A 24,972-nucleotide genomic window follows, 5' to 3' on the forward strand; every position below is an offset into this window, starting at 1 on the left:
CTTTGGCAAATGACCAACGATGCGCGAAAAAAGGATTAGACTTTGGCTAATGGTTTAGTCGGGGGAGCGGCGACATATTCTTGTTTCCCAGAGCTAACTGTATAGACTTCTTCGACTGGGGTAACAAAAATCTTGCCGTCTCCAGGTGCCCCTATGTTCCCAGTGCGGGCACTTGCCAAGATGGTTTGGATGACGAAGCGTTTTTCTGAGTTGGGGACGACTACCATCAAGCAAACCTTGGGCAGTTCGTCGTAAACGACATTGCCGATTTTGAGACCCCCTTGTTTACCTCGACCGTAAACATCAATTTTGGTAACTGCTGGATATCCTGCATCCAAAAGCGCCTGCATGACTTCGGCACATTTTTCAGGTCGAATAATCGCTCTGACCATAAGAGTCATGGTAGTTTACCTCCATTTCATTAAGGGGGATGAGAGATGACAAACTCTCTTAGTTCTCGGTTTTCCGTCGCCATTAGTCGTACAAACCAAACTTGATGAGGAGTTTTTCGAGTTCTTCGTTGGTCATTGGCGAGGGAATGACTTGCTTGGTATTTTCGTCGATCGCTTTGGCTAAGTTGCGATAGTGTTGTGCTTGTTCGGAATCGGGCGCGTATTCAATAACTGTCTTGCGATTGAGTTCTGCCCGTTGCACCATGTTGTCGCGCGGTAGGAAGTAAATCATGTGGGTTCCGAGTTGTTCGGCGAGGGCTTCGATTAATTCTTGCTCGCGATCGACTTTACGGGAGTTACAGATTAAGCCGCCCAAGCGAACGCCACCGGATTGAGCGTATTTTTTGATGCCTCGGCAGATGTTGTTAGCAGCATACATTGCCATCATTTCGCCAGAGGTGACGATGTAAATTTCTTGGGCTTTTCCTTCGCGGATTGGCATGGCAAAACCACCGCAAACAACGTCGCCCAATACATCGTAGAAGGCGTAGTCTAGTCCTTCTTCTTCTTCGTAAGCACCGAGTTGTTCGAGCATGCTAATAGAGGTGATGATGCCTCGACCCGCACAGCCAACGCCGGGTTCGGGACCGCCAGATTCTACACAGAGAGTATTTCCGTAGCCAACTTTGCGAATATCTTCTAACTCGACATCTTGTCCTTCTTCCCGCAGGGAGTCTAGCACGCTTTTTTGGTGCAGACCGCCTAGGAGGAGTCGGGTAGAGTCAGCTTTGGGGTCGCAACCGACGATCATGACTTTACGACCTAGTTCTACTAATCCAGCTACAGTGTTTTGCGTGGTAGTGGATTTACCGATACCGCCTTTTCCGTAAACAGCAATCTTTCTCATTGCTAGATCTCCTAATACAGAGTTTTTTGTGAGAGGTTAATCGATTTGACCAGTTAGTAAACTCTAAAATTTTGTCAAATCCGTGGAAATATTATTGAATTAATACTCCTTGATTTCCTCTCTCTGAGAAGTTTGATAAAGTCTCAATTTCGCGATTTTTATCGGCTGAATTGAGACCTCTTTTTCTTCCTAATATAATCCTATTTTCGGTTTCTGATATAAATAGTTAATTGGGTTACAAAACAACACTTCATTATTTTAATTTAATCTTTTTATAAAACAATTTTTTTGTTGTTTAAATTCTTGAAAAATAATTCTAAATTCCTTCTAGCAGTGCGATCGCAGTTATGTCGTATTTATTCTGATGTAACGATCGCTTTTAACTTTACAAAATAGCTTCAACTACGAGATCGGGAGAAACTCTTTCTTGCAACTTTGCTTCAATTCCCATTTTGAGAGTAGCGGTCGCGCTCGGACAACCATCGCAAGCACCTTTTAGTATTACTAGCACTCGGTTTCCTTCAACATCGTACAATTCTACATCTCCGCCATCTGTAGCAAGAAACGGACGCACTTCTTTCTCGAGAATTTCTTGGATGAGAGATATCTTTTGCAAGTTAGTTAGAGGGACAGATGCAGAGGTTTTGGAGAGAGAAGGAGAGCGAGTGAAACTAGCTTCTATTTGTTGTGTCTGTTCGTTAACTTCTGCTAGTAGATCGTCTATGTCTGCCAAACAGGAACCGCATCCGCCACCTGCTTTGATGTAGTTGGTGACTTCTTCGGCAGTGGTCAGGTGATTTTCTCGAATGACTCGTTTGATTTGATCTTGACTGACGGCAAAGCATTTACATACTAACCGACTGTCATCATCTTCGTCTTGTCTGATGGAAACACCTTTGTAGTTGGCAATGGCAGCTTCTAGCGCTTCTTGTCCCATGACGGAACAATGCATCTTTTCCTGGGGTAAACCGTCTAGATAGTCAGCAATGTCGCGGTTGCTAATTTTAAGGGCATCATCTACCTTCATTCCCTTAACTAAATCGGTGAGTGCGGAGGACGATGCGATCGCGCTGGCACAGCCAAAAGTCTCAAAGCGAGCATCTAGAATAGTGTCAGTTTCTCGATCTATTTTCAGATACAGTCTTAAAGCATCTCCACAAGCAACACTCTCCACCTCGCCTATCGCGATCGCTTCTCCCGCTTTGCATTCATCAGGCGCGATCGCTCCGATGTTATGGGGATGATAAAACAGATCCATTACTTTTTCGCTATAGTCCCACATTTTCAGTTACCAGTCCCCTTAAGTAGTGCGAGCGTCTCGCTCGCGTGTGCAGAATACCTGTTGTGCGGGAGCATATCCCATTGGCGGGCAGGATGCCCGCACTACATTTTTGTGAGCAACTGTTCGTTGCTTACTGATTTCAGCCAGCCTTTTTCTTCATCTTTCTCACTCTTAAAAGGTGAAATAGAGCGCAGGCGTTCTACAATTGTTGGCATGACTTCCAACACTCTCTCGATCTGTTCTCCACTGTTGTAACGGGAGAGGCTAAAGCGGAGCGAACCGTGGAGGAAGGTGTAAGGCAGTCCCATTGCGCGCAAGACGTGGGAGGGTTCCAATGAACCGGAAGTACAGGCGGAACCAGAAGAGGCGCAAATGCCTTCGCGATCCAACATCAACAACAATGCTTCGCCTTCGACGTACTTAAAGCCGATGTTAGTAGTATTAGGCAAGCGCTTGCTGTGATGACCGTTGAGTTGACAGTCAGGGATGGCAGTCAGTAGTCCTTGTTCGAGGCGATCGCGCAATGCTCTTACTCTAGTACTTTCTTCATCTAAATGTGCGATCGCAAGTTCTGCTGCTTTACCCATCCCAACGATACCAGGGACATTTTCCGTTCCTGCTCGCCGTCCTCGTTCCTGGTGTCCGCCAACCAAAAACGGACGGAAGCGAACGCCTTTACGGATATAAAGAGCGCCAATTCCTTTCGGTGCATGAAGCTTATGACCGGACATCACCAAGAAATCGACGGTACTATCTTTCATATTTAAAGGAATTTTTCCAACTCCTTGCACTGCATCGACGTGAAATAAAATGCCTCGCTCTTTGACAATCTGTCCGATGCGCTCGATGGGGAAAATGTTTCCCGTCTCGTTGTTGGCGCACATAATTGAAACGAGAGCAGTATTATCGTGGAGCGAGGCTTTTAGCTCGTTTAAGTTGAGTTGACCTTTGCGATCTACGGAAAGATATGTAATGCTATAACCTTCTTGTTCTAACTTTTTGCAAAGATTAAGAACTGCCGGATGTTCTACTTGCGTCGTGACGATGTGGCGCTTATCCGGCAGCGCTGCCAGTGCGGCGCGAATGGCAGCGTTATCTCCTTCACTTCCACAGCTTGTAAAAACGATTTCAGTTGGTTGTGCGCCAATTAATGTAGCTACGTTTTCTCGCGCTTCTTTGACTTTTCTGGCGACCTGTCCGCCAAAGGTGTGCATACTAGAGGGATTGCCGTAGTACTGCGTCAGGTAAGGCAGCATTGCTTCTATTACTTCCCCTGCTACCTGCGTGGTGGCGTTGTTATCGAGATAAATAACTTCCGACTTCGCTCCCACTTCCGACTTCTGACTTCCGACTTCCAACTTCATACCATCGCCTCCTCAGATTGCTGCCACTTTTGGTAATAGTCAAACACTGCCGTTTCGATCGCGTCGTAGACTTGAACGGGTTCAATTCCTGCTGTGTGCAAGCGATCTTCTGCACTAGTTCCAATTTTTAAAACTAAAACGGCTTTGCAATCAGAAAGCTTTTGGAGGATGTCGTCCATTGCACTTTGTTCGCCGTAGCCACCTTTGCAGTAGGGAATGACTTGACGGCTTTCTAGAAAGGTAGCTTGTGTTTCATCTACTTCATAGATCTGAAATTCTTTGGCGTGACCGAAGTGTTCGTTGACGATTCCTCCGCCTTTTGTGGCAACCGCCACTCGAATTGAATCCCGGACAGTAATCATCATTCTGGTTATCTCCTACGAATGGGAGAATTCTATTTTTTGAGCACAATCTGAAGCGCGATCGCTCATAAGTTCTTTGCTGCTCTAGTTGCGATCGTACAACGCACCTTTTGCGACCAGCTCTTTGATTTTGTATAAGTTTTATCTAATTAATATTTTCTTTATATTTGCTCAGATTATAGATTAATCTCTACGAGACTTAATTTACTGAACTTTTTTATCAATGCAATTTTTCTTTTGAGATTTATTACAAATTTTTTTTGCCTGGAGGGTGCGGGGATAGCTCAGACAAACCTAAAAACGCTTAAATCTGTTTTAGCTCTTTATAAATAGAGGTTTTGCTATTAGTTATCGTCAACTTTGTTTTGAGTACATAAGTTATTACGATTATCGCTTTAACTATTGAATTTTACAAAAAAATTTCACTAAATTTTACCTTAAATAAAGTCTTAGAGAAGAACTTTAAATTTATATTGCAAAAAGTTAAGGCGATCGCAACAATATAGATTTTGCTGAACTAAAAATATAGATGAATCCCAATTTAGCTTTTAGACAAAGTTTAATTCTGTATTCAAACTAACATTATTCCCTATCATGCCTTTTTTAAATGTCATTTTTGCATCGAAAAGTATAATTTTTTAGGGCAGAGTATTTTTACTTAGTAAATTTAGAATTTTCTGGGTAGATTTACACTGTTAGAAAAAATACATTTTAGATTAAAATAAAATTAAAAATAATAGCTCTACATCTTAATGAATCGAAAGAAGTAGTAGTAATTAGCTAAAAGTAGAGAAAAACCTCATGAAGATTCAAATAGAGAGTAATGACTTCGAGGAAAAATCTTATTGCCACTTATGCGGTAGTGTCTTTTATCCCACCGAGGTCATAGCAAGAGCTTATAGGGATTCCGGCGAATACATAAGCGATGTTTGTCCCCAGTGTATCGCTGCCGAACCAGAGGGAATGCGCCTGAGAATGCGCCGACGTGCTGAAACGATGAAAGCGATCGCATCCGAACTCGAACGATTGACCAGAGACGAGATTGAATCTCCCAGCCTCGACCATTTCAGGGTTGCCAATCAAATTGCCAAGGCATTGCAGTAGGTTTGGGCTATTAATTAACAAAAGCAATCCAACGGCTAAGTCACTCGCAACGATAAATATCTTATTGTTTAATATCGGAGCGAACAGCCCGAAAATCTATGAAGAACCAGTTCCGCTTCCGAAGATAAAGCGATCGCATTCCAACTCGAACGGCAACAAAACCTTCTCACAATTTGACAATAAAACTGTCTCGCCGATGAAAGTCTGCTTGCGAACCGCGATGACTCAACGCCCAGTAAGTAATATTCCCGTCTTTAGATTTGACGACGGCAGTAACGGCAACGTCTAGGGTTCGATCGGCTAGGATACACTTATTCAAATCGAGTTCTAAAGTCAGCAGCAAAGCACTCGATTGACGCTGGACGCTAAACGGCAGAGACGCAATGGCAAGTTCCTCTTGCATCCCTTGCCGATAATCGTCAAAGCGATAGACATTCCAATGTCCTGCTGGCGAAAGGTTAAACTCCCAATAACAGGTTGAATTCTCAATGCCAAGGAAGAACTCGAAACAAGTTTCTTGCCAAAGTTCGTGCTTGCGGGCTCGCAAATCCGCGATCGCGGGAATGATAATTGTTGCTAAATCGCCGAGAAGTGTATAGCGAACGGTTAATCTATTCCCATTTCGGGCAATGCTGCCGTTAATCTTTAAATCGGGCAGCGAGTTTAAGCCAAATGGCTGCAAGGAAAAACTTTGCTCGTTCATCGCGTTGCCTGAATAATGTCGCGAATGGTGGCTTCCTGAGATTCGATACTCTCGGTGAGCTTAAATTGTACGAGTGCCCTAGCAAGATTGTGTTCTGGATACTTAACCTTAAAGTAGACATTCCCTTCTAAATAATCGGTGAAAAATCGCAGCCCCAACTCGAAAGCAATCAGGCGAATTGCGTCGTACAGATATTCATAGTCATTTTCGGTGAGGAAATCTTTTGCCACAAAGAGATAGCCTTGCAGGATGGACTGGCAAATGTCGGTGTCGAAACGCACCATCTCCCACTGTTCGGTTTCTTCTCCTAAAGGGTTGCAGCCCGATCGCAAGCAATCTCCGATATCATAATGAACTAAGCCAGGTTTAACGGTGTCGAGGTCGATCAGGCTAATGCCATGCCCGGTGGTAGTGTCGATCATGACATTGTTAACCTTCGGGTCGCCATGGATGGGACGCAGGCGCAGATGTCCTTTCGCTTGGGCATTTTCGAGGACGTGCGCCCAAGCTTTGCGATCGCGGACAAACTGCAAACAATACTCCACTTCTCTAGGTTGATTCGCGCTGGTTTGTGGAGACCTTACATGTAACCTCTCCACCTTTTCATAATGCTGAAGGTAACGCGGTGTAATGTGAAACCCTTCTAATGTGTCAACCAATTTTTCGACGGGCAAATCGCCAATCAGTTTATGAAATGTAGCGAGTGCATAGCCGACTTCGCGGGCGTGTTTGCTATCTTTAATGGTGTCAAAAGACTGTGCGGCTTCAATAAAACTAATTGCCCGCCAGAACGATCCCTTAGAATCAATCCAGTAATCTTGAGCATCCTGCGTCAGGAGGACTCGCGGAACCTCCCAGCGTCGTCCGCCGCCGAGAGGGGCGCGTTGCAAGCGATCGCGAACATGCTGGGTAAAGATACTCATGTTCTGCATAACGAGTTCTGGTTGACGAAACACTTGCGTGTTGATGCGTTGCAGGATAAAGTGTTTTTCTTGCGGGGAATCTAGGATTACCAGAAAGGTGCTATTGATATTGCCATGCCCAAATTCCTGGATATCGATAACTTTCCCCTGCGGCTTGAATCGATTTGCAATGTCAATAAGATTATTCAAGGTTTTGCCCGTTGGATTGAGATACTGGAAGAATTATAGAAAAATTTTTGTATAACACCTCTAGATGGATGATTAAGCAGAAAGTTCCGGTTCATTTCCCGGCTTGCGATCGCATATTTGGAAGGTTAACTCGTTATTTGGTATTATCTCAGTAACGTCTTGAATGAGATCGACGAAGTAGATTAAATTGCTACTTACTTTCGTTGAGGCGCTAAGTGAAATGGCTTAAATCGGTTGTCGATCGCGATCGCACAAAACTACTGCAACTTAACAAAGTTAAGCCGATTGCACGTTTTAATTAGAATTAAAGCAGCTAAGTTAAACCTTCGCCGAATTCGCCGATCGATCCTCAAGAATTTCATTATCTTTCTCGTTTTTTGCGATCGCAGTTATTATTTACTCGAATCGTTCGCCAATCTTTTATGCAAAGTTTCAATATTCCCATCTGAGGCGTTGCCGAAATCGTCCAGGAGCAAGTCAGCCAACAACTATACCCCAATCGATAACTTAGCGAGCTAGCTTGTTAAGCGGTTCGATCTCTAAAACCCAAAATCCAGAATCCGCAGTCGAATCGAGTCGGCAGCAGCGGGCAATCCTTCGGTTTGGGCGAGAATTTGCAAGGCGCTAGAGATTTTTTTAAGGGCAGCGGGAGAGTATTCGATCATATTCGCCTGCTTCATAAACGTTTCTACCCCTACTGTAGACGCATAGCGAGCCGTTCCAGAGGTGGGAAGAATGGCAGAAGATCCGCCCAGATAATCGCCCACTACTTTTGGAGTGGAGTTGCCTAAGAAAATGGCTCCAGCATGGCGAATTTGCTTCGATAATTCCCAGGGATCGCTGACTTGTAGGGCGAGATACTGAGGTGCAAAATGGTTGGCAAGTTCGACGGCTTCCTCTAAGTTATCGACGATCGCGATAAACCCATAGTGAGCGATCGCTTTTTCGGCAAAAATCCGTTGGGGATGGTGTTGCAGTTGTTGGCTGACTTGCTCCTGGACGATTTCGGCTAATTGAGCGTCGGGCGTTAGCAGAATGGCGGCAGCCGAGGTATCCTGTTCGGCTTGGGCCAGGAGATCGGCGGCGACTTGGATGGGGTTAGCTTCGCTGTCGGCAATAATCATTAAATCCGATACGCCTGCGGGAAAGTCGATCCCCACCGTTCCATAAACCATTTTTTTCGCCAGCGTGACGTAAATATCTCCCGGTCCGGTAATGACTTCTACCTTAGGGATGGTTTCCGTGCCAAACGCCAAAGCTGCGATCGCAGCAGCGCCGCCAAGGCAATAAATCTCCGTCACTCCCGCCTCTTGAGCAGCTACTAAAATTCTCGGATCGATTCTCTGTTGAGCGTCTGGCGGCGTAACCATGACAATCTGTTCCACGTTAATCGCTTTGGCGGGGATCGCTTGCATTAGAACGGTACTCAGAGATGGAGTCGTGCCTCCTGGTACGTAGAGTCCCGCTCGTTGGACGGGTAGATAGCGCTTGCCCCAGGCAACGTCGTCCTCGCGAAATTGCACCCAGGATTTGGGGACTCGCTGGCGATAAAATTCTTCGAGTTGGCGACAAGCTAACTTAATGGCATCGAGCAATTCTTTGGGAATTTGTTGATAGGCGGCATCGAGTACCGAACCACTTAAGCGCAATCGCTGCAATTCCAGCGGACGCTGCTCCAACTTGTCAGCATAGTCTAAAATCGCTCGATCGCCTTGCAATCTCACGGTTTCGAGAATTTCTCTAACCAACGCCTCTTTGGAGCGAATCTCGTCGTCGCGAGCGCGATCGCTGATTCTCCGCAGTTCTGTTCGTGCTTCGGCTTGCCCGGTAATGATTCGCAGCATGGAGTCTCAATGCCCGCAGTAGCTACTATCCGCGTAAGTTTGGCGAGACCCTGGCTCGCAAAACTCACACCTATAGCTTAACTTGGATTTTTACTCGCTCGCTTTATGAAGAAAGAAACTTCTTTCTTCCAGATTAATTGAAAATTTATGGCTTTTGTTGTTAGAATGATATGTCCTATTCTATTGTTTCTGTCTACCCAAACGATTTTATAAGACAACTGTGGCTAATACGAAGTCTGCTATCAAGCGCATCCAAATCGCCGAACGCAACCGCCTGCGCAATAAAGCTTATAAGTCGGCGGTTAAAACCCTAATGAAAAAATATTTTAAGGCTGTAGAGGACTATGCTGCCAACCCCAGTCCCGAAACTCAACAAGCCGTTCAAAAGGCCATGTCAGAAGCTTACAGTAAGATAGATAAGGCAGTAAAGCGTCAAGTCCTGCATCGCAACAATGGCGCTCGCAAAAAAGCTCGTTTGGCGAAAGTTCTGGCGCAAGTTGCAACGGCTTCCTAATTCTACGCCTGCCCAGGAGAGCGAAGGCGGGACACAAGCGAGTTGACCAACTAACACAAAACTGCCAAACTTTCTTAAGGGAGGTTAGATTGCGGGGAATTACAGCTCAGTTAGCTCTCAGGAGGACGATACGAGCAAAATGTCTCGCCGGGAGGATTAGATGCAGCTAATCGATACCCACGTCCACCTTAACTTTGATGTTTTTGCAGGGGAACTCGATGCCCTGCGAACGCGATGGCGAGAGGCACAAGTTGTTCGGCTCGTCCATTCGTGCGTAGAACCGGGAGAATTTGCTAGTATAAAAGTCCTAGCCGATCGCTTCCCCGAACTCTCGTTCGCCGTTGGCTTGCATCCCCTAGATGTTCATAAGTGGACGCGACCGATGGCAGAGGAAATTTTGACGCTTGCCAGTTCGGATAAACGAGTCGTCGCCATCGGAGAAACGGGACTGGATTTTTACAAAGCCAACAACGAAGTCCTTCAAAAAGAAGCCTTGGAAGCGCAACTGACAATTGCCAAACAACTAGGTAAACCAGTTATCATCCACTGTCGGGACGCAGCGGCAGTCCTGCGAGAATTCTTGCAGGATTTTTGGCAGCGATGCAGTTCGGTAGAGGGAGTGATGCACTGTTGGGGCGGCACGAAAGAAGAAACGCAATGGTTTTTAGACTTGGGATTATATATAAGTTTTAGCGGCATCGTGACCTTTAAAAACGCGCGGGACATCCAGGAGTCAGCTAAGATGGTGCCGAGCGATCGCTTGCTCGTCGAAACTGACTGTCCTTTTCTCGCCCCCACTCCCAAGCGAGGGAAAAGAAACGAACCAGCCTACGTTCGTTACGTGGCAGAATCCGTTGCCAATTTGCGCAACGTTTCCTTAGAAACCCTCGCCGAACAGACGACGGAAAATGCCTGCCGACTTTTTGGTCTATCATTAGTGGAACCCATCGAGGCCAAAACGACCACGATCGCAAAATAGACATAACTACCCCACTACCCCCAACTAGGGAATGACCGAATCAGCAATCAGCAATCAGTAATTAAGAATCAGTAATCAGTTAGCGCGCCTAACTGATTGCTGAATGTTGTTAATACGATTTTTCCAATTCTTCTACATTTCTTAGCGCAAGTACGGACAGCGATGACGAATCTAACCTATAACCTGCTACCCGACCTCATCGAAATTCAACACGCTAGCTTTCGTTGGTTTCTTGAAGAAGGATTGATCGAGGAACTCGATAGCTTCTCTCCCATTACCGACTATACAGGTAAGTTGGAGCTGCATTTCATCGGTTCCGACTACAAACTCAAAGAACCCAAATACAGCGTCGATGAAGCCAAGCGTCGAGATAGTACTTACTCGGTGCAAATGTACGTTCCCACCCGCTTGATCAACAAAGAGACGGGAGACATGATCGACCAAGAGGTCTTTATCGGCGACCTGCCCCTGATGACCGAACGGGGGACTTTTATTATTAACGGAGCAGAGCGAGTTATTGTCAACCAAATCGTGCGTTCTCCAGGGGTATATTACAAGGCAGAAACCGATAAAAACGGTCGTCGCACCTACTCTGCCTCACTCATTCCCAACCGGGGCGCTTGGCTGAAATTTGAAACCGACAAAAACGGTTTAGTCTGGGTACGGATCGACAAAACTCGGAAACTGTCGGCTCAAGTGTTGCTCAAAGCGATCGGATTGAGCGATAACGAAATCATCGATACCTTGCGCCACCCAGAATACTATCAAAAGACGCTCGACAAAGAAGGCAACCCCAGCGAAGAAGAGGCACTTCTAGAACTGTACCGCAAACTGCGTCCCGGCGAGCCGCCAACCGTCAGCGGCGGTCAGCAGTTGCTCGATTCGCGCTTCTTCGATCCCAAACGTTACGATCTCGGACGGGTAGGACGCTACAAGCTCAACCGGAAATTGCGCCTCAACGTGCCGGACACGTTGCGGGTACTAACGCCTACCGATATTTTGGCGGCGATCGACTACCTGATCAACCTGGAGTTCGATACGGGCAACACCGACGATATCGACCACTTGGGCAACCGCCGCGTGCGTTCGGTCGGCGAACTCTTGCAAAACCAAGTTCGAGTGGGACTCAATCGCTTGGAGCGCATCATTCGCGAGCGGATGACGGTCAGCGAAGCCGATAAGCTCACCCCAGCTTCCCTCGTTAACCCCAAGCCGCTCGTTGCTGCAATTAAAGAGTTTTTTGGCTCCTCCCAGTTGTCTCAGTTCATGGATCAGACCAACCCCTTAGCCGAGTTAACCCACAAGCGGCGCTTGTCGGCTCTCGGTCCCGGAGGACTGACCCGCGAACGCGCTGGATTTGCAGTGCGCGATATTCATCCCTCTCACTACGGTCGCATCTGTCCGGTAGAAACGCCAGAAGGTCCTAATGCTGGCTTGATCGGCTCCTTAGCAACCTATGCCCGCATCAACCAATACGGCTTCATCGAAACGCCCTATTACCAAGTCGAAAACAAGCGCGTCAGACGGGATTTACCGCCCGTTTATCTGACAGCAGATGAAGAAGACGACTTGCAAGTCGCGCCGGGAGACGTACCGACCGATGCCGAGGGCAACATCCTCGGCGAAACCGTTCCCGTTCGCTACCGTCAAGAATTCTCGACCACAACGCCAGACCAGGTGGACTACGTTGCCGTTTCCCCCGTCCAGATCGTCTCGGTAGCTACCTCGTTGATTCCCTTCTTGGAACACGACGATGCCAACCGCGCTCTCATGGGATCGAATATGCAGCGCCAAGCCGTTCCCTTGCTCAGACCAGAACGTCCTTTAGTTGGAACGGGGCTGGAAGCGCAAGCCGCTCGCGATTCCGGGATGGTAGTCGTCTCTCGCCATGAAGGTACGGTAACCTGGGTTGACGCAAATCAAATTAAAATTCGAGTCAACGAAACAGGCAACGAGATTGTCTATCGCTTACAGAAGTACGAGCGATCCAATCAGGATACTTGTTTGAACCAGCGTCCCCTCGTTTATATCGGCGAAGATGTCGTGCCGGGACAAGTACTGGCTGACGGTTCCGCTACAGAAGGCGGCGAACTTGCCCTAGGACAAAATATTCTGGTGGCGTATATGCCGTGGGAAGGCTATAACTACGAGGATGCCATTCTAATCAGCGAACGACTGGTATACGACGACGTTTACACCAGCATCCACGTCGAAAAATACGAAATCGAAGCCCGACAAACGAAATTGGGTCCTGAAGAGATCACGCGAGAAATTCCCAACGTCGGCGAAGACGCCCTGAGAAACTTAGACGAACGGGGAATCATTCGTACCGGTGCTTGGGTTGAAGCAGGCGACATCTTGGTAGGGAAAGTCACTCCTAAAGGGGAATCCGACCAACCGCCAGAAGAAAAATTACTGCGGGCAATCTTTGGCGAAAAAGCTCGCGACGTGCGCGATAACTCGCTGCGCGTGCCCAACGGCGAGAAAGGTCGGGTATTAGATGTCCGCGTCTTTACTCGCGAACAGGGCGACGAATTGCCGCCAGGAGCCAATATGGTCGTGCGGGTGTACGTGGCTCAGAAACGGAAAATTCAGGTGGGAGACAAAATGGCGGGTCGCCACGGGAATAAAGGGATTATTTCCCGCATTCTCCCCATTGAAGATATGCCTTATTTGCCAGACGGTCGTCCGGTCGATATTGTACTCAATCCCTTGGGGGTTCCCTCGCGCATGAACGTCGGACAAGTGTTTGAATGTTTGCTAGGATGGGCAGGAGAAAACCTGGGTATGCGGTTTAAGGTGACTCCCTTTGACGAAATGTATGGAGAAGAAGCATCCCGCCATACCGTACATGGTTTGCTACAGGATGCCTCAGCCAAACCCGGAAAAAAATGGATTTACAACGCCGAACATCCCGGCAAAATTCAAGTCTATGACGGTCGCACGGGAGAACCTTTCGATCGCCCGGTCACAGTCGGTCAGGCATACATGTTAAAGCTGGTTCACCTGGTAGACGACAAGATTCATGCCCGTTCGACCGGACCTTACTCGCTGGTAACGCAACAACCGCTGGGCGGAAAAGCGCAACAAGGCGGGCAGCGATTCGGAGAAATGGAAGTTTGGGCGCTGGAAGCTTATGGTGCTGCCTATACCCTGCAAGAATTGCTGACCGTGAAGTCAGACGACATGCAGGGACGCAACGAAGCGCTCAATGCGATCGTCAAAGGCAAGCCCATTCCTCGTCCGGGAACACCAGAATCCTTCAAGGTATTGATGAGAGAATTGCAGTCCTTGGGATTAGATATTGCCATTCACAAGGTAGAAACGACAGAAGATGGCACTCAGGATGTGGAAGTCGATTTGATGGCAGATTTCAGCCGACGCACCCCCAGTCGTCCTACCTACGAATCCCTCACGGCAGAAGACCTAGAGGAAGAAGAAGTCTAGATTGGGTCATTGGTCATTGTCATTGGTGATTGGTAAAAAACACCAATGACAAAGGCGAAGCCGCCGCAGCCTCTGGAACCTGCGTCCAGAGGAACGGCGGACAAGTGACAAACAAGAACTGATAACTGGTAACTGAAGAAAGAGATGGTATTTTACAATCACATTGTCGATAAAAATCGCCTAAAGAAATTAATTGCCTGGGCTTACCGCCAGTATGGTTCGGCTCGCTGTGCCCAAATGGCAGACGAACTGAAAGATTTGGGCTTTCGCTACGCGACAAAAGCAGGCGTGTCGATCAGCGTAGACGATTTGACCATCCCGCCCACCAAACGCAAGTTGCTCGATTCCGCCGAACAGGAAATTAAAGTAACCGAGCAACGCTACGCGCGAGGAGAAATTACGGAGGTCGAGCGCTTTCAAAAAGTGATCGACACCTGGAACAGCACCTCGGAGTCGCTCAAAGATGAAGTCGTGCGGAATTTCCAAGAGACAGACCCCCTCAATTCCGTCTATATGATGGCATTCTCCGGGGCACGAGGAAATATGAGCCAGGTGCGGCAGTTGGTAGGAATGCGGGGATTGATGGCAGATCCGCAAGGAGAAATTATTGCCCTGCCCATTAAAACCAATTTCCGCGAAGGGCTGACAGTGACGGAATACATTATTTCTTCCTACGGCGCGAGAAAGGGGTTGGTAGACACGGCGCTGCGGACAGCAGATTCTGGCTACCTGACTCGTCGCTTGGTAGACGTTGCCCAGGATGTGATCGTGCGAGAAATCGACTGCGGCACCACTAGAGGGATACGAGTCACAGCCATGAAAGATGGCGATCGCGTCTTGATTCCTCTTGCCGACCGCCTGATGGGACGAGTTCTCGCCGAAGACGTCGTCGTGGAGGGCGAAGTCATTGCCAAGCGCAACGATAGTATCGATCCCGAATTAGCTTCCAAACTAGGCAAGCTAGTCGATTCAGTCCTCGTGCGATCGCCCTTGACTTGCGAAGCAGCGCGTTCGGTCTGCCAGCACTGCTATGGCTGGAGTCTGGCGCACGGTCACATGGTAGATCTGGGCGAAGCGATCGGGATCATCGCCGCTCAATCGATTGGCGAACCCGGCACCCAATTGACCATGCGGACTTTCCACACAGGCGGCGTGTTTACCGGGGAAGTGGCCCGTCAAATTCGCGCTCAAACCAGCGGCACGGTGCGCTATAGTTCGGAACTCAGTACCCGTAAGGTGCGGACTCGCCACGGCGAAGACCGCGAACAAGTTGAAGTTGCTGGGGATCTAATTTTAGAGTCCGACTCTGGCGAGTCGATTCGCTATTCTACAACGCCGGGTTCTACCCTATTCGTAGCAGAAGGCGAGCGAGTCAAAGCCGGACAACTGCTCGCAGAAGTGGCAATGGCTAAGTTACAGCGTTCGACGGAGCGAGCAACCAAAGACGTAGCTTCGGATTTGGCAGGTGAAGTTTTGTTTGCCAACGTCGTGCCAGAAGAAAAAACCGACCGCCAAGGCAACACGACGCGCATCGCCCAGCGGGGAGGTTTGGTTTGGATTTTGTCGGGCGAAGTCTATAATCTGCCCCCAGGTGCCGAACCCGTAGTCAACAACGGCGAACGCGTCGAAATCGGAACGGTTTTAGCCGAAACGCGGTTGATTACCAATAATGGCGGCGTGGTACGCTTGACCCCCGGCAGTCGCGAAATCGATATCGTCACGGCTTCCGTTCTGCTCGATAAAGCCCAGGTCAAGCTCGAAAGCACGGGCGGGCGAGAACAGTATACGATCTATACAGCCGAAGGACAGCGCTTTCTACTCAAAGCCGCACCAGGAACGAAGGTGCAAAACCACGCGATCGTTGCCGAACTAATCGACGATCGCTACAAAACAGAAACGGGAGGCATGATTCGCTATGCGGGAGTAGAAGTCTCTAAGGGAACTCGCAAGCAAGGCTATGAAGTAACCAAAGGCGGAACGATTCTCTGGATTCCCGAAGAAACCCACGAAGTTAACAAGGACATTTCCTTATTAATTGTTGAAGACGGTCAATACGTCGAAGCAGGAACTGAGGTCGTCAAAGATATCTTCTGCCAAATGAGCGGGGTAGTTGAGGTAATTCAAAAGAATGATATCCTGCGCGAGATTATCATCAAGCCAGGAGACCTGCACCTAGATATCGATCCGGATGTAGCAGCGACGATCGAATCGGGACAACTCGTTCAACCCGGCACCGAAATTCTCCCTGGCGTCGTCGTCTCCGACTTGCGTCAAGCCGAATGGGTAGAAACTACCGAAGGATTGGGGCTACTTTTGCGTCCGGTCGTAGAATATCAAGTCTTTGACGAACCTGCAGCGCCATCTCAAGGCTCCATCAATCAGGAAGGCGGACGACAGATCGAACTGCGATCGGTACAGCGCACCTACTTCAAGGATGGAGAGCGGGTCAAGTCGGTGGAAGGCTGTCAATTGCTCAGCACTCAATTAGTGTTAGAGATTTCCGGCGACGACTCGGATTCGACAACAACGCTGTCTGCCGATATCGAATTGCAGGAAGATGAAGCCGAAGGCTGCCAGCGCTTGCAATTAGTCATTCTCGAATCTCTCGTCCTGCGTCGGGAAACCGATATCGACCCCCACGGCGGCAGTATCCAGACCAGGGTTCTCGTTGAAGACGGACAACAAATTCCGCCAGGAGCCGTAGTCGCCCGTACCGAGATTCAATGTAAAGAGCCGGGTCAAGTGCGCGGGATCCGCAGTGGGAACGAAGCCATTCGCCGCGTTCTCGTTGTGCGCAATTCCGACTTGATAACCCTGTCGATAGCCGAGAAACCATTAGTAGCTGACGGAGACTTAATAGTAGCAGGAACCCAAATAGCGCCGGGATATCAAGCATCGGAGTCGGGTCAAGTTCTCTCTGTGCGAAAATCGGCAAACGCTTATGAAGTGATTCTACGGGTTGCACGTCCCTATCGAGTTTCTGCTGGTGCCATCCTGCACGTCGATAATGGCGACTTAGTACAGCGCGGCGATAACCTGGTCTTGTTGGTATTCGAGCGAGCCAAAACTGGAGATATCATTCAGGGGTTGCCTCGGATTGAAGAATTGTTAGAAGCTCGCAAACCCAAGGAGGCCTGCGTCTTATCTCGCAAACCAGGAATCTGCCAGGTAGAGTACTTAGAAGATGAAACGGTCGATCTCAAGATCGTTGAAGATGACGGTACTGTCACTCAGTATCCGATTCTCCCCGGACAAAACCTTATGGTCTCTGACGGACAGCGGGTGGGAGTTGGAGAACCTTTGACCGACGGTCCTGCCAATCCTCACGAAATTTTAGAGGTTTTCTTCGAGTATTATCTCGAAGAGAAAGGCGTTTACGAGGCTGCTTTGAAAGGATTGCAGGCGACCCAGAGTTTCTTGGTCGATCAGGTACAGTCAGTTTATCAATCTCAAGGCATTGACATTGCCGACAAGCACATTGAAACGATCGTGCGCCAGATGACTTCTAAAGTCAGAGTCGATGACGGCGGCGACACGACAATGCTTCCCGGCGAACTTGTCGAGTTGCGTCAAATCGAGCAGGTAAACGAGGCAATGGCGATTACTGGAGGTGCTCCCGCCCAGTATACGCCGGTTCTGTTGGGGATTACTAAGGCATCACTCAATACCGACAGCTTTATTAGTGCTGCTTCCTTCCAAGAAACGACTCGCGTCTTGACAGAAGCAGCAATTGAAGGTAAATCGGATTGGCTGCGAGGTTTGAAGGAAAACGTCATCATCGGACGATTGATTCCCGCTGGAACGGGATTTAATGCCCATGAAGACGCAATTGTCAACCCTGAGAGCGCGGAAGACATGGGATATAGTCGTCCTCTCGTCTATGGCATGGACGAGAATTCCTCGTCGTCGCGGTTGTTTACGAACAACTTGGAGGACGATGATAATATGATTCTTGACGATCGCATCGCCAGAGCTTATGCAGGAGGAGATTCCAGCGATTCCTTCGAGCCATTTCTAGATGATTTCTCGCCAGATGAGGATGAAGACTTTGATGGCGAAGAAGAATAGACGCGGCTAACGCTTTTAAATCTCATCTATCTAGCTTGGCACGGACAAGTTTTGTCCGTGCTTTATTTTCTCTTGGTATGGGATATTTACTATATCTCAGTTACATCTTACTCACAATTCTTTGTAAAATCTCCATTCCCGTAACGGCTTGCCAGCCAAATAGAACCAACAGCCCTACATTGAGAAAAATATGAGTATAGCGAGCAAATTCATTTCCCTTTTGCATGTAAGGAACCAAGGCAGCAGAGGTAGCGATCGCACCCGTCATGCCCAAACCAACCAGTAAATGCGGTCCGAAAAAGAGTTTGCCATTGTTGATATAGGTGACTGCCATACCGCCAATGGTTCCTAGCACCATTAACGCTAATAAAATCGAACCTACCTTGTGATGTCTGATGTTGAAGCCTTTCCCCATCAGTTCTTTTCTGATTTCTTTGTCGGCGGTACGAGTGCGCCGAACTTGGATGCCAAGATACAATGCATAAATGGATAGTCCCAAAAGAACCCACATCAGAATTGGATGACCGAATTGAGACCAAGTTTTGACGGCTTCTGGAATTTCAAAATTCATCGTGTTCTCTCCGCTGAGGTGCGACTCTTAAATCTTCATAAAACTTAACTTAGCACAAGCTCTTTCTGAATTTTGAATTTAGAATTTAGAACTCTCAATGCCCCTAATCTGGAAATAGAAAAATTTTTGTTTTGGGGATAGGCATGGCTTCACACCTCGATGTTCGCTTAATTCAAGCCGTTCGCAGTGGCAATCTCAACCAAGTCCAACTGTTACTAGCTAAAGGAGCAAGGGTTGATGCGACCGATTTGAGCGGTACGAGCGCTCTGATGTATGCTGCTGGGCGAGGAGACTCGGACAGCGTAAAAGTCCTCTTAGAAGCAGGAGCATCGGTAAACCAGCAGAGACAACCCTACGGCGCGAGCGCTTTAATGTTAGCCGCCGCAGCTAACCAAGTCGAGGTTGTACGAGCCTTGTTGAAGGCGGGCGCCGATGTCAATCAAACAAATGACGATGGGACTCCAGCACTGACAATCGCGTCATACAAAGGTCACATCGAGGTTGTGAAACTGCTTTTAGCTGCGGGTGCCAATGTCAATATCCAGGATAAGGATGGCGATACTCCTCTGAATGTAGCAGCTCAAACCAATCATCGCGAGGTTGTCGCTACGCTGCTTCAGGCAGGCGCCGATCCCTTCGCCGGAGTAGGAGCATTAACCTTAGCCGTTGGTGCGGGAAATCTGGCTACAGTAGAAGTTTTTTTGGCAGCAGGAATCGATGTCGATACCACCAACGATCGCGGACGAACTGCCCTAATGGAGGCTGCCGCGACGGGAAATATCGCTATTGCCCAAAAATTAATTCAAGCTGGTGCAGACGTAAATTTTCAAGACTCCGATGAAGTCACTCCTCTAACGCTAGCAGCAGAGCAAGGCAATTTGGAAATGCTACAAGTCTTACTCAATGCCGGGGCAAAAGTTCGAGGGGATATTCTCGTCGCTGCTGCTGCCGAGGGGCATTCAGAAATGGTAAAAGCTTTGTTAAAAGCAGGTGCGAACGTTAACGGTCGCGATCGCGACGGCGAGACGGCATTACATCTAGCTGCCATTGAAGGTCATCTGGAAATCGTGCGAACCTTACTTGAGGCGGGTGCCGATGTCTATCTGCGCAATCAATTGGGAGATACTGCTTTGATGGTCGCTTCTTGGCAAGGTCACGACGAGATCGTCAGAGAACTTTTGCGTCATGGTGCCGATCCCAATGCGAGCAACCAAGGAGAAACGCCGCTAACCCTTGCTCTCGCTCAAGGATTCGATCGAGTCGTTCGTATTTTACTCGACGCAGGTGCCGATCCCAATACCCGTTTCCCCGACAAAAAAACGGTTTTGATGCAAGCTTGCGATCGCGGCGATCCTGCAATCGTGAAACTTCTCTTAGATGCGGGTGCCGATCCCAATCTCAAAGATGAGGCAGATGGGACAGCTCTAATGCGGGCTAGCTATCGCGGTCATGCCGATGTCATCAAGATTTTACTACAAAGCGATCGAGTCGCGCTCAACGAACGAAATCGAGGAGGCTATACAGCTTTAATGCTAGCTCAGCTCAACAACTATCTCGAAGTCGTTCGCTTATTGCAAGTGGCAGGAGCGAGGGAGTAATGAAAAAGAGGGAGACTAGGGGAAGTTGGAATTCGGAAGTAGGGGGAGAACCGGCAGTGTGGGGAGTACGGGGATGGGGAGACAATTAACGAATAACCACTATCTACTAACCGATCCAAAATCCAAAATCGGCAATCCAAAATCGGATCGCTGGTCGCTGGTCACTGATAAGATAGCTTGGGTCAAACTAAAGTTCGATCTACGTTAAAAGGCGCGAAAAGAAATATTTAAAGTAGAGATTTCAAGCATTCATGGAATACATTCAAGCTTTTATTTTAGGAATCGTTCAAGGAGTTACCGAATTTTTGCCAATCAGCAGTACGGCACATCTTTTAATCTTTACCAAAGTATTTGGCTGGAAAGAACTTGGCAGTAAAGACTTTGTTGATGCCATTCAATTTGGTAGCGTTGGGGCAATTTTGCTGTATTTTTGGTCGCTTTTATCCGATTTGCTCAAAGGCGGAGTAGCAGCAATACGTCAAAAAGACTGGCAACGGGAGGAATGGAAAATTATTGTCGGTATTGCAGTGGGAACCTTACCTGCATTAATCACTGGTTTTCTGCTCCAAGATATTTTGCCCGAAAGTGCGCTAATTATTGCGATCGCATCAATTATGATGGCACTTTTATTGGGAGCAGCAGAACAAATTGGCAGCCGCAAACGAGGTTTTGATGGATTGCAAATCAGAGATGGGATCCTCGTCGGATTCGGTCAAGCGCTCGCGCTTATTCCTGGTGTTTCTCGTTCTGGTTCTACGTTGACTACTGGCTTATTTTTGGGTTTGCGCAGAGAAGCAGCTGCAAGATTCTCTTTTTTACTAGGATTTCCCACGCTTACCATTGCAACGTTATATAAAGCGCTCAAAATTTTTAAAGACTATCAAGCTCAACTACTCCCAGATAATATAGTAGGCTTATTGATTGTCGGCATTATCTCTACGTTTATTTTTTCCTATTTGGCAATCGCAGTTCTCCTACGTTATTTGCAAACCCAAAACACTTGGATTTTCGTCTGGTATCGATTAGCTTTTGGAACTGTCATTTTATTGGCGATCGCAACAGGTTGGCAAGGATAGGAAAAGGGGATGGGAGAAGTGTGGGGGAATGGGGAGAAAACTAACCACTAACCATTAACTACTCCTCAATCCTTTCATCATATAACCGATGACAAATGACCAATCCCCAATCCTTTCATCGAATAACTGACGAAGTTAGAGGAGGCTCCGCCGTCTTGCGGCGGAATATCTCTAACTACTGGTAAGCAATCCCCAGATTGTTGTATGGTTGTCCGCAATTGGCAACAGCAATCAGAGGAGTTTTATGGCAACTTTTCCATCCCCAGACAACGCCCATTCCGATTTTCACGAAGTTAGAGGAGGCTCCGCCGTCTCGCGGCGGAGTATCTCTAACTCGGCAATTGAGGATAGATTGCACCTTGAGTACCTGCTCGCTCCAAATCTAGCGACAGAGAAAGAAGACGGACAAGATGTTGTTTGGGGACTAACGCAACCGCAAAAATCTTTATCCCCTCGCTATTTTTACGACGACAGAGGGTCTCAGTTATTCGAGCAAATTTGCAAGCTACCGGAATATTATCCAACCCGGACGGAAGCCTGGATTTTACAAAATTACGCCACACAAATCGCCCAGATGACGGGGATTTGCGAACTGGTAGAACTCGGTAGCGGCAGTTCTAGCAAAACTCGCCTGCTGTTGGATGCCTATCGAGGATTGGGTTATCCTTTGCGCTACGTGCCAATTGATGTCAGTGCGGGAATTTTAAAAGCGAGTGCCAAACAGTTGCTGGCGGATTATCCGACTTTACAGGTTTATGGGTTGGTAAGTACCTACGAACTTGCCCTCCAAAAGTTAATGCCAACGCCGCTACCTTCGCGCACGATTTGTTTTTTGGGAAGTACTTTAGGAAATTTTAATCAAGCGCAATGCGATCGCTTTTTTGCTCAAGTGACTGCGGCACTACAACCAGGGGATTATTTCCTACTTGGGATAGATTTACAAAAACCAAAAGATATCCTGGAAGCTGCCTATAACGACAGTCAGGGAGTAACGGCAGAATTTAACCGCAATATGCTGCGCCATTTAAACTGGCGTTTTGGCGGGAATTTTGACCCAAATTTATTTGAACATCGTGCATTTTACAACGCGTCTGAAGCGCAAATAGAAATGCATTTGTCTGTAAAGCGATCGCACTCGGTTCATTTGAAAGCTCTCGATTTAACGGTACAGTTTAGGGAGGGAGAAACCCTCCTCACAGAAATCTCTCGCAAGTTCGATCGCGAACAGATGCAGAAATACTTAGCCAAGCAAGGATTAAAACTACGACAAACTTGGAGCGATCCCAACAATTGGTTTGGCTTGATGCTCGCTCAAGTCCCTTAAGACTGACGACAATTCATTTTAGCGAGTCGGATTAAGGAAAGATAAGAATATCGCTCCACTTTCTGATTCCCATGCTAGCCTCATTCTAAAGAAAGATTCCAATTAACTTCCCGCCGAGCGCAAATGAGGGAATCGAGCCAATACTTATCCACTAGACATTGAGTAACCACACTCAATTAGCAGCCTTTATTGTTGTCAAAAAAATTTAGGTGAAGACATATGAGCGAAGTTTATATCGTCTCAGCAGTACGCACGCCTATCGGTCGCTTTGGAGGGGCGTTAGTAGATTTTTCCCCAGCCGATTTAGGCGGTCACGCAATGAAAGCCGCCCTAGAGCGAGCAGGCATACCAGGAACGGCTTTAGATCTGTACATTATGGGCAACGTGTTGAGAGCGGGACACGGACAGGCATTAGCCCGTCAAGCGGCTTTTAAAGCAGGCATTCCCGAAGCCATAAATGGATATGCAGTCGATATGGTCTGCTCCTCGGCAATGATGAGCTTGATGAATGGTGCTACGGCGATTCGGGCGGGAGAAGCCAATTTAGTTCTTGCTGGCGGCATGGAATCGATGTCCCAAGCTGGCTTTTACCTCTCCCATCGAGCCAGATGGGGTTACAAGTTTCTCTTGGGCGCTCCAGAGCAACTCGTAGACATCATGCTCAACGACGGGCTGATGGATGGCGTGACTAGCGAGGGAATGGGAGATCAAACCGAACGGATAGCCGAAGAGCATGGCTTTAGTCGCAAAGATGTCGATGAAATCGCCTTCTATTCGCAAAAACGTGCCGCAGAAGCAACAGAACGAGGGAGTTTCAAAAACGAGATCGTCCCGATTGAGATCGAAACGAAAAAAGGCACCCAAGTAGTCGATGCAGATGAGGGGATCCGTGCCGATACAACCCTAGAAACCCTGGGCAAGCTCCGTCCCGCTTTTAAAAAGGATGGCATCCTCACGGCAGGCAATAGCAGTCAGATCTCCGATGGAGCAGCCGCTCTCATTTTAGCCAGCCAGTCAGCCGTAGACCAATACGGACTAAAACCGCTCGCTAAATTTCTGGGAGGAGCCTGGGCAGGCGGTCCGACTTGGCGTTTCACAGAAGTTCCAGTGATGGCAGTGAAGAAGCTTCTAGATAAGCTCGGCAAGCAGCTCTCGGATTTTGAGCTGGTTGAGAATAACGAAGCATTTGCCGTCAACAGTTTACTGTTTAATAAAGTGTTGGGAATTCCGCTCGACAAGCTGAATGTCAATGGAGGCGCGATCGCGCTGGGACACCCCATCGGTGCTTCTGGAGCGCGGATCGTCGTCACCTTGCTCAACACTCTCAAAGAGCAGGATAAAACGCTCGGTTTGGCAGCCCTCTGTCACGGGACGGGCGGCGGAACGGCAGTCGCGATCGAACGGGTGTAGTCATTTGTCATCAGTCATTAGTCATTAGTTAGTAATAACTGGTGACTGATGACAATGGTAAATCTTATCGGTTCGCCAATGACAAAGGACAAAGGACAAATGACAAATGACAAAGGAGGAATTATGGTATCTCTGGGATTGGAAGATAAAGTTGTGGTTGTCACGGGCGGTAATCGGGGGATTGGCGCTGCCATTGTCAAGTTGCTGCAAGAATTGGGAGCCAAGGTAGCCTACACCGATATCGCGATCGACGGCGGTCCTAGCGGCGTATTAGCCATTCAAGCTGATGTGACTAAGCTAGAGTCGATGGAAGCGGCGGCAAAACAGATCGAAGAAAAACTCGGACCCGTTTACGGAATCGTTGCCAACGCGGGGATTACCAAGGATAACTTTTTTGCCAAACTGACCCCTGAAGATTGGGATGCAGTAATTAACGTCAATTTAAAAGGCGTTGCTTACACTATCAAGCCCTTTATCGCCGGAATGTACGAACGGGGAGAAGGGTCTATTGTTGGCATTAGTTCGATTTCGGGCGAGAGAGGCAACCTCGGTCAGACCAATTACTCTGCAACCAAAGCCGGTGTCATCGGTATGATGAAATCTCTCGCCAGGGAAGGCGCTCGTTATAAAGTGCGAGCCAACGCTGTAGCACCGGGATTTATCGACACGGAAATGACCTTGGCAATGCCTGAAAAAGTCAGAGATAAAATTACTGCCGAAATTCCTTTTGGTCGCTTTGGCAAACCTGAAGAGGTCGCTTGGGCAGTGGCATTTCTACTTTCTCCAGTTGCCAGCAGCTTTGTGACTGGAGAAGTGCTGCGCGTCAACGGTGCCCATCATACTTAATTAAGAGCAATAAGAAAATGGAAGGAGTCAAGGAGATTCACAAAGATAGGGGCATGCAATCTCCTTGGG

The 24,972-nt window shown here is 48.0% G+C and carries 18 protein-coding genes and 1 pseudogene; 10 read left to right on the forward strand and 9 right to left on the reverse strand.

The annotated features are described in order from the left end of the window. Positions 1–35 precede the first annotated feature (35 nt). From NIES593_RS05450 to NIES593_RS05470, 5 genes and pseudogenes are all read right to left on the reverse strand, one after another. On the reverse strand, positions 36–401 hold the full coding sequence (locus tag NIES593_RS05450; protein WP_073598615.1) for a P-II family nitrogen regulator: 366 nt from the start codon (positions 399–401) through the stop codon (positions 36–38). A gap of 73 nt (positions 402–474) precedes the next feature. Beyond that, entirely contained in the window at positions 475–1,299 is an 825-nt protein-coding gene (gene nifH, locus NIES593_RS05455; RefSeq protein WP_015145430.1) for a nitrogenase iron protein, read from the reverse strand. A 385-nt stretch (positions 1,300–1,684) separates the two neighbouring features. Further along, on the reverse strand, positions 1,685–2,581 hold the full coding sequence (gene nifU, locus NIES593_RS05460) for a Fe-S cluster assembly protein NifU (protein ID WP_073598616.1): 897 nt from the start codon (positions 2,579–2,581) through the stop codon (positions 1,685–1,687). Between the two features lie 108 nt (positions 2,582–2,689). Then, positions 2,690–3,945, reverse strand: a pseudogene (gene nifS, locus NIES593_RS05465) (cysteine desulfurase NifS); the annotation flags it as partial. Beyond that, the gene (locus tag NIES593_RS05470) at positions 3,942–4,310 is read right to left on the reverse strand and encodes a NifB/NifX family molybdenum-iron cluster-binding protein (protein ID WP_245817312.1); all 369 of its coding nucleotides are present in this window, start codon (positions 4,308–4,310) and stop codon (positions 3,942–3,944) included. The gene NIES593_RS05470 and the pseudogene nifS, both read right to left, overlap by 4 nt. Positions 4,311–5,108: 798 nt before the next feature. Between NIES593_RS05470 and NIES593_RS05475 the strand changes: the two genes are divergently transcribed. Continuing rightward, positions 5,109–5,411 (forward strand): hypothetical protein, encoded by a 303-nt coding sequence (locus tag NIES593_RS05475; RefSeq protein ID WP_073598619.1) that lies wholly within the window; start codon positions 5,109–5,111, stop codon positions 5,409–5,411. 166 nt (positions 5,412–5,577) lie between these two features. Here NIES593_RS05475 and NIES593_RS05480 read toward each other — a convergent pair whose 3' ends face one another. From NIES593_RS05480 to hisD, 3 genes are all read right to left on the reverse strand, one after another. Next, positions 5,578–6,114 (reverse strand): DOMON-like domain-containing protein, encoded by a 537-nt coding sequence (locus NIES593_RS05480; protein WP_073598620.1) that lies wholly within the window; start codon positions 6,112–6,114, stop codon positions 5,578–5,580. After that, positions 6,111–7,226, reverse strand: a complete 1,116-nt coding sequence (locus NIES593_RS05485) for a phosphotransferase enzyme family protein (RefSeq protein ID WP_073598621.1) — start codon at positions 7,224–7,226, stop codon at positions 6,111–6,113. Before NIES593_RS05485 ends, NIES593_RS05480 begins: the two co-directional genes overlap by 4 nt. A 539-nt stretch (positions 7,227–7,765) precedes the next feature. Then, positions 7,766–9,070, reverse strand: coding sequence for a histidinol dehydrogenase (hisD, locus tag NIES593_RS05490; RefSeq protein ID WP_073598622.1), 1,305 nt, complete (start codon positions 9,068–9,070; stop codon positions 7,766–7,768). Positions 9,071–9,290: 220 nt separating this feature from the next. Here hisD and rpsT point away from each other — a divergent pair, with 220 nt between their 5' ends. The 4 genes from rpsT (at position 9,291) to NIES593_RS05510 (ending at position 18,078) form a co-directional block, all read left to right on the forward strand. After that, positions 9,291–9,584, forward strand: coding sequence for a 30S ribosomal protein S20 (rpsT, locus tag NIES593_RS05495; RefSeq protein ID WP_073598623.1), 294 nt, complete (start codon positions 9,291–9,293; stop codon positions 9,582–9,584). A gap of 160 nt (positions 9,585–9,744) precedes the next feature. After that, positions 9,745–10,563 (forward strand): TatD family hydrolase, encoded by an 819-nt coding sequence (locus tag NIES593_RS05500; RefSeq protein ID WP_073598624.1) that lies wholly within the window; start codon positions 9,745–9,747, stop codon positions 10,561–10,563. Between the two features lie 162 nt (positions 10,564–10,725). Next, positions 10,726–14,010 (forward strand): DNA-directed RNA polymerase subunit beta, encoded by a 3,285-nt coding sequence (gene rpoB, locus NIES593_RS05505; RefSeq protein ID WP_073598625.1) that lies wholly within the window; start codon positions 10,726–10,728, stop codon positions 14,008–14,010. 144 nt (positions 14,011–14,154) lie between these two features. Beyond that, on the forward strand, positions 14,155–18,078 hold the full coding sequence (locus NIES593_RS05510; protein WP_073598626.1) for a DNA-directed RNA polymerase subunit beta': 3,924 nt from the start codon (positions 14,155–14,157) through the stop codon (positions 18,076–18,078). 100 nt (positions 18,079–18,178) lie between these two features. Here the strand turns inward: NIES593_RS05510 and NIES593_RS05515 are convergent, their stop codons facing one another. Continuing rightward, positions 18,179–18,649: a DUF4079 domain-containing protein gene (locus NIES593_RS05515; RefSeq protein WP_073598627.1), complete on the reverse strand. Its 471-nt coding sequence runs from the start codon at positions 18,647–18,649 to the stop codon at positions 18,179–18,181. Between the two features lie 143 nt (positions 18,650–18,792). On the opposite strand from NIES593_RS05515, the gene NIES593_RS05520 reads away from it, so the two are divergent. The 5 genes from NIES593_RS05520 to phaB all read left to right on the forward strand — a co-directional run bounded on the left by NIES593_RS05520 (position 18,793) and on the right by phaB (position 24,903). Next, positions 18,793–20,247, forward strand: coding sequence for an ankyrin repeat domain-containing protein (locus NIES593_RS05520; RefSeq protein ID WP_073598628.1), 1,455 nt, complete (start codon positions 18,793–18,795; stop codon positions 20,245–20,247). 251 nt (positions 20,248–20,498) lie between these two features. After that, complete coding sequence (locus NIES593_RS05525; RefSeq protein WP_073598629.1) at positions 20,499–21,323, forward strand: undecaprenyl-diphosphate phosphatase; 825 nt, start codon at positions 20,499–20,501, stop codon at positions 21,321–21,323. 244 nt (positions 21,324–21,567) lie between these two features. Further along, a complete protein-coding gene (gene egtD, locus NIES593_RS05530) occupies positions 21,568–22,647 on the forward strand; it encodes an L-histidine N(alpha)-methyltransferase (RefSeq protein WP_217651825.1) in 1,080 nt (359 codons plus the stop codon). A 219-nt stretch (positions 22,648–22,866) separates the two neighbouring features. Continuing rightward, positions 22,867–24,057, forward strand: coding sequence for an acetyl-CoA acetyltransferase PhaA (phaA, locus tag NIES593_RS05535; RefSeq protein WP_073598630.1), 1,191 nt, complete (start codon positions 22,867–22,869; stop codon positions 24,055–24,057). Positions 24,058–24,180: 123 nt separating this feature from the next. Next, positions 24,181–24,903: an acetoacetyl-CoA reductase PhaB gene (phaB, locus tag NIES593_RS05540; RefSeq protein ID WP_073598703.1), complete on the forward strand. Its 723-nt coding sequence runs from the start codon at positions 24,181–24,183 to the stop codon at positions 24,901–24,903. Positions 24,904–24,972 lie beyond the last annotated feature (69 nt).

This window comes from Hydrococcus rivularis NIES-593, from assembly GCF_001904635.1.
GTDB classification, from domain to species: Bacteria; Cyanobacteriota; Cyanobacteriia; order Cyanobacteriales; family Microcystaceae; genus Hydrococcus; species Hydrococcus rivularis.

Excerpts from the sequence above, each read along its gene's own strand:
- rpoB (WP_073598625.1), top strand. The coding sequence starts at position 10,726 with ATGACGAATCTAACCTATAACCTGCTACCCGACCTCATCGAAATTCAA.
- nifU (WP_073598616.1), bottom strand. The coding sequence starts at position 2,581 with ATGTGGGACTATAGCGAAAAAGTAATGGATCTGTTTTATCATCCCCAT.
- hisD (WP_073598622.1), bottom strand. The coding sequence starts at position 9,070 with ATGCTGCGAATCATTACCGGGCAAGCCGAAGCACGAACAGAACTGCGG.
- phaB (WP_073598703.1), top strand. The coding sequence starts at position 24,181 with ATGGTATCTCTGGGATTGGAAGATAAAGTTGTGGTTGTCACGGGCGGT.
- NIES593_RS05470 (WP_245817312.1), bottom strand. The coding sequence starts at position 4,310 with ATGATGATTACTGTCCGGGATTCAATTCGAGTGGCGGTTGCCACAAAA.
- phaA (WP_073598630.1), top strand. The coding sequence starts at position 22,867 with ATGAGCGAAGTTTATATCGTCTCAGCAGTACGCACGCCTATCGGTCGC.
- NIES593_RS05450 (WP_073598615.1), bottom strand. The coding sequence starts at position 401 with ATGACTCTTATGGTCAGAGCGATTATTCGACCTGAAAAATGTGCCGAA.
- NIES593_RS05500 (WP_073598624.1), top strand. The coding sequence starts at position 9,745 with ATGCAGCTAATCGATACCCACGTCCACCTTAACTTTGATGTTTTTGCA.
- nifH (WP_015145430.1), bottom strand. The coding sequence starts at position 1,299 with ATGAGAAAGATTGCTGTTTACGGAAAAGGCGGTATCGGTAAATCCACT.
- NIES593_RS05520 (WP_073598628.1), top strand. The coding sequence starts at position 18,793 with ATGGCTTCACACCTCGATGTTCGCTTAATTCAAGCCGTTCGCAGTGGC.
- egtD (WP_217651825.1), top strand. The coding sequence starts at position 21,568 with ATGGCAACTTTTCCATCCCCAGACAACGCCCATTCCGATTTTCACGAA.
- NIES593_RS05515 (WP_073598627.1), bottom strand. The coding sequence starts at position 18,649 with ATGAATTTTGAAATTCCAGAAGCCGTCAAAACTTGGTCTCAATTCGGT.
- NIES593_RS05480 (WP_073598620.1), bottom strand. The coding sequence starts at position 6,114 with ATGAACGAGCAAAGTTTTTCCTTGCAGCCATTTGGCTTAAACTCGCTG.
- NIES593_RS05510 (WP_073598626.1), top strand. The coding sequence starts at position 14,155 with ATGGTATTTTACAATCACATTGTCGATAAAAATCGCCTAAAGAAATTA.
- NIES593_RS05525 (WP_073598629.1), top strand. The coding sequence starts at position 20,499 with ATGGAATACATTCAAGCTTTTATTTTAGGAATCGTTCAAGGAGTTACC.
- NIES593_RS05475 (WP_073598619.1), top strand. The coding sequence starts at position 5,109 with ATGAAGATTCAAATAGAGAGTAATGACTTCGAGGAAAAATCTTATTGC.